Raw genomic sequence first — 12,729 nt, forward strand, 5'->3', positions numbered from 1 at the left:
CTACTGGTGCAATATTATACATAACGTTATATGGTGATACAAGCTTTGTGTAAGAACTACTCTTTCTTTCTATAGTATTCTTTTAACAAATCATTTAGTATTAAAAAATTGCGAGCCTATTTCCTACCAGGCCGGGGTTTTTAAAGGAGACTGAAGAGGCATTATGAGCAAGAATAAATACAACAATATTACTTTTGACTCACCCTATTTTGTTTGGTTTTTAGGGGCTCTTTTTTTCTTTCTTGATTATATAGTTCGCGTATCTCCAAGTGTTCTTACTCCTGAATTAATGAAGTTTTTTCATGCTAATGCCTTTACTATCGGTGGTTTTTCTGCATTTTTTTATTATGCTTATATCGGCATGCAAATTCCTGTGGGTATTTTAGTAGACCGGTTTGGGCCCAAGTGGTTGTTAGTTATGGCTTCCCTGGTTTGTGCGTTTAGTACTTTCTTATTTGCAGGAATGAACAATATTACCGCTGGGTTTTTTAGCCGTTTTTTAATGGGGTTTGGTGCCTCTTTTGCTTTCGTCGGTACCTTAAAATTAATTTCTCTGTGGTTTAAACCGGAACGTTTCGCTTTTTTAGCAGGCTTCACCCAGGCGTTGGGAATGGTTGGTGCTATGGTGGGTCAAGGGCCGCTTGCATTAGTATCGCAGTCGATTGGTTGGCGAAGTACCATGTATGGGTTTGTGTTTCTATTCATAGTTATTGCATTGTTAGTATTTATTTTTGTGAAAGACAAGCGCTCCCCGCTTAAGTCAGATAATAGCCATACTATTGAAAAAATTAAAATTGGCCCTTCGCTTAAACTCGTGTTATCTAACGGGCAAAATTGGTTGAATTGCTTATTCATCGGGCTCCTCTACGCACCAAGCGCTTGTTTTGGCGAACAATGGGGTGCCAGTTTCCTTAGTTTAAATCAAAACATTTCTATAGCTGCAGCAGGACATGAAACGGGCATTATGTTTATTGGTTTAGCCATTGGTTGCCCTATTCTCGGTTTTATTTCTGACAGGTTAAAGCGCCGCCTGGCAGTCATGCGAACAAGTGTCGTAATGTGTTTTATTCTTCTTACACTAGTTATTTATGGAAGATTTTTTGGATTCTTTATTTCACCAGCAGCTTACACTGCCATATTATTCGTCTATGGATTTTTTAATAGCGGTATAGTCTGTTCGTATGCTTTGGCCTCGGAAATTAACCCCCCGCATCTAACCGGTATGGCCTTGGGAATAACCAATATGGCTTCTGTTATTATTGGAGCATTAATGATTCCCCTGGTTGGATTCATTTTGGACCATTTTTCTACTTTTGTAATGGTTAATGAAATACCTATATTTGATATTAAAGGATATCAAATTGCTTTTGCCGCATTACCTGTGGGTTTTATCATTGCTTTCCTTATCAGCTTTTTACAAAAAGAAACTTATTGTGAACGAAAAATAATTGATAATGTAGAAAAAAAAACAGCACAAGTTTTTGAAGAGGCATTAAAACCTTTATAATTAAAAAAAGCAGATTTGACAAGGACTGAGAGACCGCACTCTTTTTGTTAAACCTTAATTTATTTTTCACTCATCCATACCCTAATTTTCGCAATTGCTATTTATCTCTAGATCTTCTTGCCTTTTTGCCAAGTTCTTCTATTATGTGCGCCAATGCTGTGAATAGATGTTGTTTGAATTTTATCCTGCAATGCAAAAGCAAAATGATGTTCTATTCTTAATTAAAGAAAAACAATAATAAATAAGGGAATATAGTATGTTTAGCCCAGGCTTTGCCCCTACATTTCATAAAAACCATCCCATCAAAGAACGCTCACGTGCTGCTGGATTTAGTGTGGAAGATCAAGAAAGGCTTGTGCAATTAAAAGCTGCTTATTGTGAGCAACCCGGTTATGGAGCTCCTCCAGACTCATGGGGGCTAGATGAAAAACATAGACCTATTTATTTTAGTTCTTCTTCTAATTTCGCTCATTTTAGTGTAGCACTTCAGGGTGAAATTCTAGCGATAAATATAAAACCCGCACCTATTTGCCATGCCTTACGAGGAGTTTTCAATACTTTAGCAAAACTTTTTGATTCTCTTTCAAAACGAACAGAGGGGAGTATTCGCGCAGGGGGAGTGGAGGAAATGTTTTTCACCCATCTCGTTACCATGCTTATACAACTCTCGGCAAAACAATTTAATGAGGCTTCTACTTTACAAGAAATTGAAACCTTAATTTCTTACTGTGAGAAGGTTAAGACAACCATTCTCAAACCAGAATCGAGTGAACGATTAGCCCGAAGGAATAATCCCATCTCTGCCTTGAACGAAGTAATTCTAAACCTTAAGGCGATTAAAGAGGTTTCTCAAGGACTTTGCCAAACGAATTTTCAATACAACTTGACCCAACTAGACAACTCTATCTCCCATATGTCTGCGCAAGTTTTCAAAATAATGTATCTAATGTGTAGATCGGAATCGTTTACGCTTGAACTTGAAGTAATCCCATTTATTGATATGACCCAAACGCATAGGCCTGCAATAAGTGAGTTAAGAAGGAAGCGATTGCCCCACTGGCTTATGCAAGCATTAATCGCAGCGGGAGTTAGCGGTAATGATTATCGCAGTAGTATAGCATCGCTGTCCTTAGAACAAATTGATCATTTTCTAGAAGGAGAGTGCCCAGGAGATCTGCCTTGCACACTACCCCCGGCGCTGCAAGATCCCACAAATCAGGAGTGGGGATACTGGGAAATTACTTTAGCTGATTCTGGAGAAATGGCCTCCCGGCTTAATAATATCCGCAACGTATATAGAAGTATTCTCCGCGTTTATAACTTACATGCAATGCTTAGCCAATGTAAAACGATTGGTGCAGCGTATGGAGAACACTGGCTTTTCATGAGCCCGGAGGGCCGTCAGATTACTGAAACTCTCGTATATGTTGCAAACAAAACATTCGAAGAGTTCACACGTTCATTTGATTTAGTTTGGACAGCTTTTTATGAAAGCATCCAAGCGAAAAAAGCAGCTGGTGCAATAAAGTCAGGCGATAAGGTTCTCAGTGCATTTGACAAAGCGTTCGCACAAAGAAAAGATTTCGGCAAATACCAACTGGAATTTAGTGAAGCTGCTGACGGTTTAACGCAAAGGCTAGCGGATATTAGATTAACTACAGTTGAATTTTATAGAACTAACGCATTACCAAATTCTTTAATGGAATTTGTCCAATATTTCAGTGGAGAGAAAAGAGAAAGACTGCCTATCGATAGAGGAATTTCTCATATTGTTGAGATGCCGGCGCAAGCAGTAGATGAAGAACAGGCCCCGAAAAGAGTAGATTCGGAGGATACCACTGCGCGTATTCCTACTGCTCCCCCATTCATTTCTCTGCCAATGGGCAAGCCAACCGGGTTTAATAGTTTGCTTGAGAGAAAGTTAAATAAATCGGAATTCCCATTTACTCAAGTAGCGGCTGCATTATTTTCCACTGATCGCAAAGGTTCTTTGCCTTCTTCTGTACGTGCCTCATTGGCAATTGATGATGTCATTATTTCCCCGCAAACGCCTTTTCGCGATCCCCTGCATAGGCTAGTGTATGAAAAGTTTTTGCTTCCTAATAAAACTTCGGTAAAACGTCATAATATCTTTTCAATATGGTGGATTCCCAGTGAGTCCATGCCACAATTCCGACGCTTTTATGAGTCCGTTAATACACTACTTAAATATATATACGCTCCTAATCCTCCTAAACACATTTCCGATGAACATTATTTTCTTGATATGCAGATGGTTAATCATTATTTACTGCAGGCGATGGTTTATTATTATCAATATTATTGGGAGTCTGAGGATTTTGAATTTTGCGAGCAATTAATCAGAGATTCAGTACTTCAATTCCAAATTATGGGCGAAGACAGTATTATCTTATCAATGAGTAGGGCAAACTCTGAGAATCTGTTAACAGAGAACACAGAAAGAGCTGATGAGGTGCGAAATCTCCCATTTTATTCTACAGCCCCGCAGCCTTTTGGTACTCCACGTAAGGCTTCAGTTACTGGGCAAATGCCGCCTATGGGAACCCCTCGTAAGGCTTCTTCTGCCTCAGATAAGGCCCCCCCGATAATAACTTCACCGCGGTAATTGTTGCATGCAGTTGGGAGACTGGTTAATTACAAAAAAGCAAGGATTATATTGTATACCAGGGGATTTCTATATTGACCCTTCATCTCCCGTTTCCACTGCAATTATAAGTCATGCTCATTCCGACCACGCATGTGCCGGACATGAAAAGGTATTTGCCACTCCTGCTACTATCTCCATTATGAAGATTCGTTTTGGTGATGGATGTGCAAAAGATTATTTTGAAGTGTCTTATAATCAGCAAACTCAGCTCAATGGTGTAAGCCTCACTTTTATTCCTTCAGGGCACATTTTGGGAAGTGCACAAATAGTAATGGAATATGCGAATCAAAAAATTATTTTTTCTGGAGATTATAAAAGAGCTATTGATCCTACCTGCGAGCCGTTTAATGTATGTTCTTGTGATGTTTTTATTACAGAGGCAACTTTCGGATTGCCTGTTTTTCAACATCCCGCTATTGAAGATGAATTAACCAAGTTACTCTCTTCACTACATATTTTTAATAATTTTTGTCATTTGCTAGCGGTATATCCTATTGGTAAATGCCAGCGAATTATTAAAACCTTGCGGCTTATGGATTATCAACACACACTTTATTTGCACCCTTCTCTTGAAAAATACTGTAATTATTATCAATCAATAGGAGTGGATTTAGGTAGTTTACAAAAAATAGAAAGTTTAAAAGATATGCAGGGTAAGATTGTATTCTGCCCTCCTTCTGCCTTGCAAAGCTAAATGGACACGGGTAGTAGACGTGCGTATGGCTATGGCCTCCGGGTGGATGCAAATACGAGCACGTGCCAAGCAAAAGCAAATAGATTTACCTCTGGTAATATCTGATCATGCCGATTGGAACGAACTTATTAAAACGATTGTAGAGATAAACCCTAAAGAAGTCTGGGTTACCCATGGGCAAGAAGAGGCACTTGTTTATGCCTTAAGACAGCTTGGAATGAAAGCTAAATCATTACATTTATTAGGTTATGATGAGGCCGATAAATGAATGAGTTTGCCGAGTTATTAAATAATCTTTATTTCACTTATAGTACCCTGGAAAAATCACAATTACTGCAAAATTATTTTAAACATACTCCCGATCCAGAAAGAGGATATGCATTAGCCATTCTAGCTAATACGCTCCTTTTCCCCACATTCAAACGTTCCCTTATTAAAGAAATAATTAGTAACCGTATCGATCCTTATTTATTTAGTCTTTCGCTAGATTATGTAGGCGATTTATCGGACACCATTTCCTTGCTTTGGCCTACAAACAAAGAATTACCTATGCCTAAGTTGTCTGAAATTGTGCTTACCTTTAATACAATAAATGAGACGCAATATGCCAGCTATTTAATTGAACTATTAAATAGAGGGAATGCAGTAGAAAGATGGGCCCTATTAAAATTGGGCACTGGCAGCCTTCGAGTTGGCGTCTCTAGCCGTTTTATTAAAAAAGTATTATCTGAGTTAGGAGCGGTAGATATAAAAGAGATTGAGCGCTTATGGCATGCTATTTCACCTCCGTATCTTGAGCTCTTTGCCTGGCTCGCCGAAAAATTACCAGCTCCTGTAATTGAAGAAAAATTATTTTTTCATCCGGTAATGCTTTCCCATGCACTCAAGAAAAAAGATTTACCCACGATTACTCCCGACTTATTCGCTCTTGAACCAAAATATGATGGGATAAGAGTACAAGTAGTGAGCAATAAAGCAGGAAAAGCACTCTTCTCTCGTACAGGTGATCTAATTAATGCGTCCTTTCCTGATATTCTTGCGGAAATACAAGCAGAAGTAGTGCTGGACGGTGAGCTAGTTATACGAACAGAGAAACAAATCGGTTCTTTTAACGATTTACAACAACGTTTAAATCGTAAAAAGCCAAATAAAAAAATAATCGAAAAATTACCCGCAGCAATCATTCTTTATGATATTTTGGCGATTAAAGGAGCTCCCCTTTATGAGTTAACCTATCTTCAAAGAAGAAAACAATTAGAAGATTGGTATAACATACACAAACCAAGGCGCATGTATTTATCAGATAATATACCTTTTACCCATTCAGATGATTTAATCGCTTTAAAGGAGCAAGTACTACAAGACAAGCAAATTGAAGGATTGATGCTAAAAAGAAAAGATAGCCTTTACATACCAGGAAGACCCAGTGGCCTATGGTATAAGTGGAAACGTGATCCCTTTTTAATAGATGCAGTTCTCATGTATGCGCAACGCGGACATGGAAAACGTTCGTCTCTTTATTCGAACTATACATTCGGTGTATGGCAAGAGGACCAATTATTACCCGTAGGAAAAGCCTATTTTGGCTTCACAGACGAAGAGTTGCATCAACTAGATCACTGGATTCGCCATCATGTTCTTAATCGATTCGGCCCTATATTGGAGCTCAAAAAAGAATTAGTATTTGAAGTAGCTTTTGATGCGATTAATTTTTCCACTCGCCACAAATCCGGACTAGCTTTACGCTTTCCACGTATTCATCGCATTCGTTGGGATAAGCCTGCAAAGGAAGCGGATCATTTACATACTCTTTTAGAGTTAATGCATGATTCAAAATAAATTATGCAGTTCAAAATTAATTATAAAGCAGGATTGATACAGAGCAAATGTAATCGAGTCATTCTGGCAGGTGCCAAGCCTGCAAGGATATTCAAAAAATATGATCGATCAGCAACCTGCAATTTTTTGTCTTGATAAACTTAGTCGACTCACTTATATTTTTGAGGTGATTCACGGAAGGAAAATGCATGCAAAAAATATACCCAATTTTAACCCTCATGCTTTTGATGGTTACTCTTACCTGTTTTTCAGCTGTTCAAATTGGCGTTCCTATTTATGATCCTCCTTTTTCAGTCAATGATCCTGTAAGTGGACCGAGAGGGGCAGACATTAATCTCATGAATGAAGTATGTAAACGCTTGGCTTGGACGTGTTCGTATACTCCCATGCGTTATTTTGATCTTTATCCTGCCCTGCTAAAAAATCAAGTAGATTTTGTCATAGGCTCTCTAGTGATTACTTCCGACAAAAAAACAGAATTTAGTTTTAGCATCCCTTACCTTGTAGCGAAAGGAAGTTTTTTAGTCTTGGCAAGTAGTAAGGTTGAAAGTGTGGAGGATTTAAAAGGACAATCCGTCGGCGCGTTAACTGGTCGAGTGTATATAGATTATTTACAACAAAACTTTATAGGCGAATTAACGACCATTCCTTTTGAAGATCAGAGCAATATGGTTCTTGCCCTCAAATCGGAAAAGATCGCTGCTATATTTATTAACCATTTAAGTGCTGCTTATTTACAAAATCAGCATTCTGATATCATTAAAATATTGCCAGAAGAATATAACGTAGGCGAAGGATTAGGGATTGCCGCCACGTTAGAAAACAACGATAAAATAGATGAAATCAACAAAGTTCTACTACAAATTCAATCGGATGGTACATTTATTAAACTTTATAATACTACCTTTGAATTTATTAGCCAAAGTAGTTCCTATCAACACATGAGAATATATTTTCCTGTAGTAGTAGAGGCGGCTAATACAATAAAGCAGCATGCAGGCAACCCCATTACGCTGATTGGATAAATCATAAGGATGATTAAATGATTAGAATTTTAACTTTGCTGTTTATTACTACCCTGAGTTTTACTGCAAATGCTGACGACGCATTATCATCTACTGACACACAGGATCAGCAAAATGATCAACAAACCTGCTATCAACAGCGCATTAGCGATTGCATGAATAAGTGTGCGTCATCCGATGCTTCTGATGATTGCGAGTCATTATGTGAGGAAAACTCAAGAAATGAATGTAAAGATGCTGGTGAATAAGCCTAAAATTGCCATGTCCCAGAGATAATGAGATAATACGCTCAAATTATTAGCAGTATTTTATCTATGCAAAAAATTCGTTGTGGCGTAATAGGTGTTGGCTATCTTGGGAGATTTCATGCCCAAAAATTCAAATCATTGTTGAATGTTGATTTAGTAGGCGTTTGTGATGTCAATCCTGCAATATGCCAGTCTGTAGCCGATGAACTCGGGGTTTCTGCCTATAATGATTACCATCAACTTTTCGGAAAAGTGGATGCGGTGAGCATTGCAGCGACTACTAACGCTCATTTTCAAATAGCAAAAGATTGCTTACAGAACGGTATTCATGTACTCGTTGAAAAGCCTATTACTGAAACGGTAAACCAGGCAAGAGAGTTAATACAAGTTGCTATAAAACATCACGTAAAATTACAAGTAGGCCATCTGGAACGTTTCAATGCCGCTCGTTTGGCTTTAGAAGAGCATTTAGATCATCCCCTTTTTATTGAATCACAACGGTTAGCACCGTTTAATCCCCGTGGTACGGATGTTAATGTTATTTTAGACGTGATGATTCATGATATTGACATAATTCAAAGTATTGTTAACAGCCCCATTAAACACATTGAAGCCCAAGGAGCTCCTGTTCTAACCTCTGATATTGATATTGCCAACGCACGGATTAGTTTTGAAAATGGTTGTGTTGCTAATGTCACCGCAAGCCGCATAAGCTTCAAAACAGAACGTAAAACGCGCATATTCCAACCCAACTCCTATATTTCGATTGATTTTCACAATAAACAATTTGCTGTTTTTCAAAAGGGTGAGGGTGAAATGTTTCCTGGTATTCCAGAAATTACAAGGCATGAATCTGTTTTTGAAAAAGGAGATGCTTTATTAGAGGAAATTAAAGCTTTCATTCAATGCATCGAAAAAGATACTGTACCGTTGGTTACTGGTGAAGATGGCTTAAATGCTTTAGATACCGCGGAACAAATTACTTCTCTTATTAAAAGCAATTTACTTGCTCGCTATGACCAAGCCTAAACATATTGTTGTTGTGGCCGGTGAAGAATCAGGTGATATTCATGCAGCCTCCTTTATTAGTGAATTGCGAATAAAGCACCCCCTACTCCGCATTACGGGTATTGGTGGTGATCATATGAAAGAAGCAGGTGCTGAATTAATTAGCGATTTAGCCAAATATGGTGTGACTGGATTTTCCGAAGTAATTCGCCATTTTAAAACAATAAAAAAAGCTTTTAAGTTAATAAAAACACATCTAATTAATGAAAAACCGGATTTATTAGTGCTGGTGGATTACCCAGGTTTTAATATTCGCTTGGCACAGTTTGCAAAAAAATTAAATATCAAAGTGGTGTACTACATTAGTCCCCAAGTATGGGCATGGAAAGCAAAAAGACTGATTACAATCAAAAAAAATGTGGATCACATGGCAGTTATTTTGCCATTTGAAAAAAAAATATACGAAGCTGCCGATATTCCTGTTTCTTTTGTAGGTCATCCTTTAGTTAATACGGTAAAACTAAATGAAAACACGGAAGAAATACGTAAAAAACTCAATATCCCTAAGAATAAAAAAATTATAGCATTACTGCCCGGCAGTAGAACACATGAGATAGAGCGGCATTTACCCATTATGGCAGCTGGTATGACATTACTTTCCCAACAGTTTCCGGCGGATTTACATGTAGTTATTCCGGTTGCCAGAACCATTAAAGCAGAATTGGTTGAAAGTTATTTAAGGCACATGCCCTTATCTTATACACTTACGCAAAATGCTATGTTAGAAACGGTTTCATGTAGTGATGCAGTGGTAGTAGCTTCCGGTACAGCTTCACTGGAATGTGCCCTTCTTTGCAAGCCTATGTGTATTGTTTATAAAGCTTCTTTGTTAACTTATATAGCTGCTATGAAGCTCATTAAAGTTAAATACCTGGGCCTATGTAATCTATTACAAAATACTATGATTGTTCCTGAACTTTTACAGTATGACTTTAATGCGCGCGAATTAAGCAAAATGGTGGCTGAATTTTTGAGTGAAAAAGCAGCGGTTACCCGAATGCAAAACAAATTAATGCAACTAAGACACTCCCTTTCTACACTGGCCGCGGATTGTTCCATAAGTCAACTAATTGAACGAGAAATTTTTTTAATTAATTAATTGAGTCAAACTAGCTTCTCAAATGTCCTTCATGTACAATTAATTTTGCTTTTTTAGGGTAAAAACTTAAGAAGCGTTGGAATAGGTAATTAACTAAAATAAGGAAGTTTATAATGATGAATGTTGCTGAAAATCATACTGCAATTGAAAATCGCCAAGATCAAGGTCTTCAAGATTTAGTGTATGGTTTAGTTACCAGATTTCTCGCCGAAAATAAAAACAAATCAATTGATGGATTATATGACATGATCCTTTCTGAAGTTGAACCTCCTCTATTACAAGCGGTTATGGAAAAGCGCAGAGGCAATCAACTCCAAGCAGCTAAAATGCTAGGCATAAGCCGTGGTACAATACGCAAAAAATTACAACGTTATTTCGGCACAAAATATTTCCGTCTAACTGACGAATAAAAAGCGCATGACGCTAAAAAGCTCGCATTTTGCGAGCTTTTTTTTATCGCAAGATAAAAAACCCAGAATGCGTATTGCTTAATCCATGATGACATGCGAGCCGAATAGTTCCAGTAGCAGACCTGTATTATGTCGGGACATAATACAGGTAACTACGACGTAACCTACTATGACGCCATTAACAATTTATTGACCCTGCGTATAAAATCTGCCGGGTTGTCCAATTGCCCCCCTTCGGCTAACACGGCTTGTTCAAACAGCACGATTACCCATTGTTTAAATTGTTCATCATCTTGCACATCATGCAGTTTTTTAATAAGAGGATGTTCCGGGTTTATCTCGAATATAGGTTTTATAGTTGGAAGTTGCTGACCGGCTGCTTGCAAAATTCTTTGCATTTCAAGACCCATATCTTGTTCATCAGCTACGACACAAGCTGGGGAGTCGGTTAAGCGGGTAGTGACCTGCACTTCTTTAACACGTTCACCTAGCACTTCTTTAATATGTTTTAAGAGAGGAGCTAAACTTTTTTCTTTCTCTTTTACTTCTTTCTCATCTTCTAAATCAACTTTGCCTTTGCTGATTGATTGGAGTTTTTTACCATCAAAGTCGCCTAAGTAATTTACTAACCATTCATCGACGCGATCACTTAAGAGTAAAACTTCTATTCCTTTCTTTTTAAAGATTTCTAAATGAGGACTATTTTTAGCGGCATTATAGCTAGAAGCGGTGATGTAGTAGATTTTGTCTTGATCTTTTTGCATTCGACCAACATATTCTTCTAAGGCAATGTCTTGCTTTTCCGAAGTGCTATGCGTGGTGGCAAAACGCAGCAACTTGGCGATAGTATCTTTATTAGCCGGATCTTCAATAGGTCCTTCTTTGAGAACCAGTCCAAACTGATCCCAGAATGTTTGATATTTTTCCTTATCATCAGTACTTAATTTCTCTAACATCGATAAAATACGTTTGGTACAAGCGGAGCGAATGCTGTCTACTTGACGATTGTCTTGTAATATTTCTCGCGAAACATTTAAAGGTAAGTCACTGGCGTCAATAATCCCTTTAACGAAACGCAAATAACGTGGGAGAAATTGAGCAGCGTCGTCCATAATAAAGACACGCTTAATATAAAGTTTCAAGCCATGTTTGACTTCCTGGTTCCATAAATCATAAGGTGCATGGCTGGGAATATAAAGAAGGCTAATATAATCTTGTTTACCTTCCACATGATTATGAGACCAAATCAAAGGAGCTTGATAATCATGTGAAATATGTTTGTACAACTCTATATATTCTTCATCAGTAATTTCTGATTTTTGCAAAGTCCATAATGCTGTTGCTTTATTTACCGCCTCAAAATCTGTAGTTTCCTTGCCCTCTTCGTCCATTGTTTTCATTACAATAGGCCAACAAATATGATCAGAGTATTTTTTTATAATGCTACGCAAACGCCAGTCACTTAAAAACTCTTCTTCCTCTTTTTTAATATGTAAAATAATTTGCGTTCCGCGGGTCTTCTTAGTTTCTTGACTGATAGTGAATTCACCTTCACCTGTAGACTCCCAAACGATCCCTTCTTCAGGTTTTAAACCAGCCCTTCTACTTTTAACAGTGACTTTATCGGCAACAATGAAAGCAGAATAAAATCCCACCCCAAATTGACCAATTAGATGAGAATCTTTAGCCTTTTCACCAGAAAGATGGCTGAGGAATTCTTTGGTACCTGACTTGGCTATAGTACCTAAATTTTCAACCGCTTCATCCCAACTTAAACCAATTCCATTATCAGAAATAGTAATCGTTTTAAGCTTTTCATTGTATTCAACAGTGATTTTTAGGTCAGAATCCCCTTCATACAATTCACTATTTGCGAGTGCAAGAAAGCGGAGTTTATCTAATGCATCAGAGGCATTTGAAATTAACTCGCGTAAAAATATTTCTTTATTGCTATAAAGCGAATGCACTACCAAATGAAGCATTTGTTTAACTTCAGTTTGAAAGCCCATAGTTTGTTGCTTATTCGCCATGAAAAAATCTCCTCATACTTTTGTTCATGCGTATATGAGGGTAAGTTTATAAATTTCAAGTATGACTATAGGGATCAATTATTCCTTGATTTCGCTTCACTTCATCAAGGCTACGACTGAGGCTTCTTCAATATATGTAGC

11 protein-coding genes are annotated in these 12,729 nt (G+C 37.8%); 10 read left to right on the plus strand and 1 reads right to left on the minus strand.

Features of this window, described 5'->3' with window-relative positions:
- The first annotated feature begins 163 nt into the window (after positions 1–163).
- From EL206_RS04410 to EL206_RS04450, 10 genes are all read left to right on the plus strand, one after another.
- A complete protein-coding gene (locus EL206_RS04410) occupies positions 164–1,507 on the plus strand; it encodes an MFS transporter (protein WP_058461564.1) in 1,344 nt (447 codons plus the stop codon).
- A 256-nt stretch (positions 1,508–1,763) separates the two neighbouring features.
- Positions 1,764–4,133, plus strand: a complete 2,370-nt coding sequence (locus tag EL206_RS04415) for a hypothetical protein (protein WP_058461565.1) — start codon at positions 1,764–1,766, stop codon at positions 4,131–4,133.
- A 7-nt stretch (positions 4,134–4,140) separates the two neighbouring features.
- The gene (locus tag EL206_RS04420; RefSeq protein ID WP_202971922.1) at positions 4,141–4,869 is read left to right on the plus strand and encodes an MBL fold metallo-hydrolase; all 729 of its coding nucleotides are present in this window, start codon (positions 4,141–4,143) and stop codon (positions 4,867–4,869) included.
- A 25-nt stretch (positions 4,870–4,894) separates the two neighbouring features.
- Positions 4,895–5,137, plus strand: coding sequence for an MBL fold metallo-hydrolase RNA specificity domain-containing protein (locus EL206_RS10175; RefSeq protein WP_233419385.1), 243 nt, complete (start codon positions 4,895–4,897; stop codon positions 5,135–5,137).
- Positions 5,134–6,708, plus strand: coding sequence for a cisplatin damage response ATP-dependent DNA ligase (locus EL206_RS04425; protein ID WP_058461566.1), 1,575 nt, complete (start codon positions 5,134–5,136; stop codon positions 6,706–6,708). Before EL206_RS10175 ends, EL206_RS04425 begins: the two co-directional genes overlap by 4 nt.
- A 188-nt stretch (positions 6,709–6,896) precedes the next feature.
- A complete protein-coding gene (locus tag EL206_RS04430) occupies positions 6,897–7,733 on the plus strand; it encodes a transporter substrate-binding domain-containing protein (protein ID WP_058461567.1) in 837 nt (278 codons plus the stop codon).
- Positions 7,734–7,750: 17 nt separating this feature from the next.
- Positions 7,751–7,981, plus strand: a complete 231-nt coding sequence (locus tag EL206_RS04435; RefSeq protein ID WP_058461568.1) for a hypothetical protein — start codon at positions 7,751–7,753, stop codon at positions 7,979–7,981.
- Positions 7,982–8,047: 66 nt separating this feature from the next.
- A complete protein-coding gene (locus tag EL206_RS04440) occupies positions 8,048–9,010 on the plus strand; it encodes a Gfo/Idh/MocA family protein (protein WP_058461569.1) in 963 nt (320 codons plus the stop codon).
- Positions 8,997–10,148: a lipid-A-disaccharide synthase gene (lpxB, locus tag EL206_RS04445; RefSeq protein WP_058461570.1), complete on the plus strand. Its 1,152-nt coding sequence runs from the start codon at positions 8,997–8,999 to the stop codon at positions 10,146–10,148. Before EL206_RS04440 ends, lpxB begins: the two co-directional genes overlap by 14 nt.
- Positions 10,149–10,261: 113 nt before the next feature.
- Positions 10,262–10,558 (plus strand): helix-turn-helix domain-containing protein, encoded by a 297-nt coding sequence (locus EL206_RS04450; RefSeq protein ID WP_232048515.1) that lies wholly within the window; start codon positions 10,262–10,264, stop codon positions 10,556–10,558.
- 167 nt (positions 10,559–10,725) lie between these two features.
- Here EL206_RS04450 and htpG read toward each other — a convergent pair whose 3' ends face one another.
- Positions 10,726–12,588: a molecular chaperone HtpG gene (htpG, locus tag EL206_RS04455; protein WP_058461571.1), complete on the minus strand. Its 1,863-nt coding sequence runs from the start codon at positions 12,586–12,588 to the stop codon at positions 10,726–10,728.
- Between the last annotated feature and the right edge of the window lie 141 nt (positions 12,589–12,729).

Origin of the sequence: Legionella adelaidensis (assembly GCF_900637865.1) — a bacterium.
Lineage (GTDB): Bacteria > Pseudomonadota > Gammaproteobacteria > Legionellales > Legionellaceae > Legionella_A > Legionella_A adelaidensis.

Coding starts and splice junctions, on each gene's coding strand:
- EL206_RS04440 (WP_058461569.1), top strand. CDS start 8,048: ATGCAAAAAATTCGTTGTGGCGTAATAGGTGTTGGCTATCTTGGGAGA.
- EL206_RS04450 (WP_232048515.1), top strand. CDS start 10,262: ATGATGAATGTTGCTGAAAATCATACTGCAATTGAAAATCGCCAAGAT.
- EL206_RS10175 (WP_233419385.1), top strand. CDS start 4,895: ATGGCTATGGCCTCCGGGTGGATGCAAATACGAGCACGTGCCAAGCAA.
- EL206_RS04410 (WP_058461564.1), top strand. CDS start 164: ATGAGCAAGAATAAATACAACAATATTACTTTTGACTCACCCTATTTT.
- EL206_RS04435 (WP_058461568.1), top strand. CDS start 7,751: ATGATTAGAATTTTAACTTTGCTGTTTATTACTACCCTGAGTTTTACT.
- EL206_RS04415 (WP_058461565.1), top strand. CDS start 1,764: ATGTTTAGCCCAGGCTTTGCCCCTACATTTCATAAAAACCATCCCATC.
- lpxB (WP_058461570.1), top strand. CDS start 8,997: ATGACCAAGCCTAAACATATTGTTGTTGTGGCCGGTGAAGAATCAGGT.
- htpG (WP_058461571.1), bottom strand. CDS start 12,588: ATGGCGAATAAGCAACAAACTATGGGCTTTCAAACTGAAGTTAAACAA.
- EL206_RS04425 (WP_058461566.1), top strand. CDS start 5,134: ATGAATGAGTTTGCCGAGTTATTAAATAATCTTTATTTCACTTATAGT.
- EL206_RS04420 (WP_202971922.1), top strand. CDS start 4,141: ATGCAGTTGGGAGACTGGTTAATTACAAAAAAGCAAGGATTATATTGT.
- EL206_RS04430 (WP_058461567.1), top strand. CDS start 6,897: ATGCAAAAAATATACCCAATTTTAACCCTCATGCTTTTGATGGTTACT.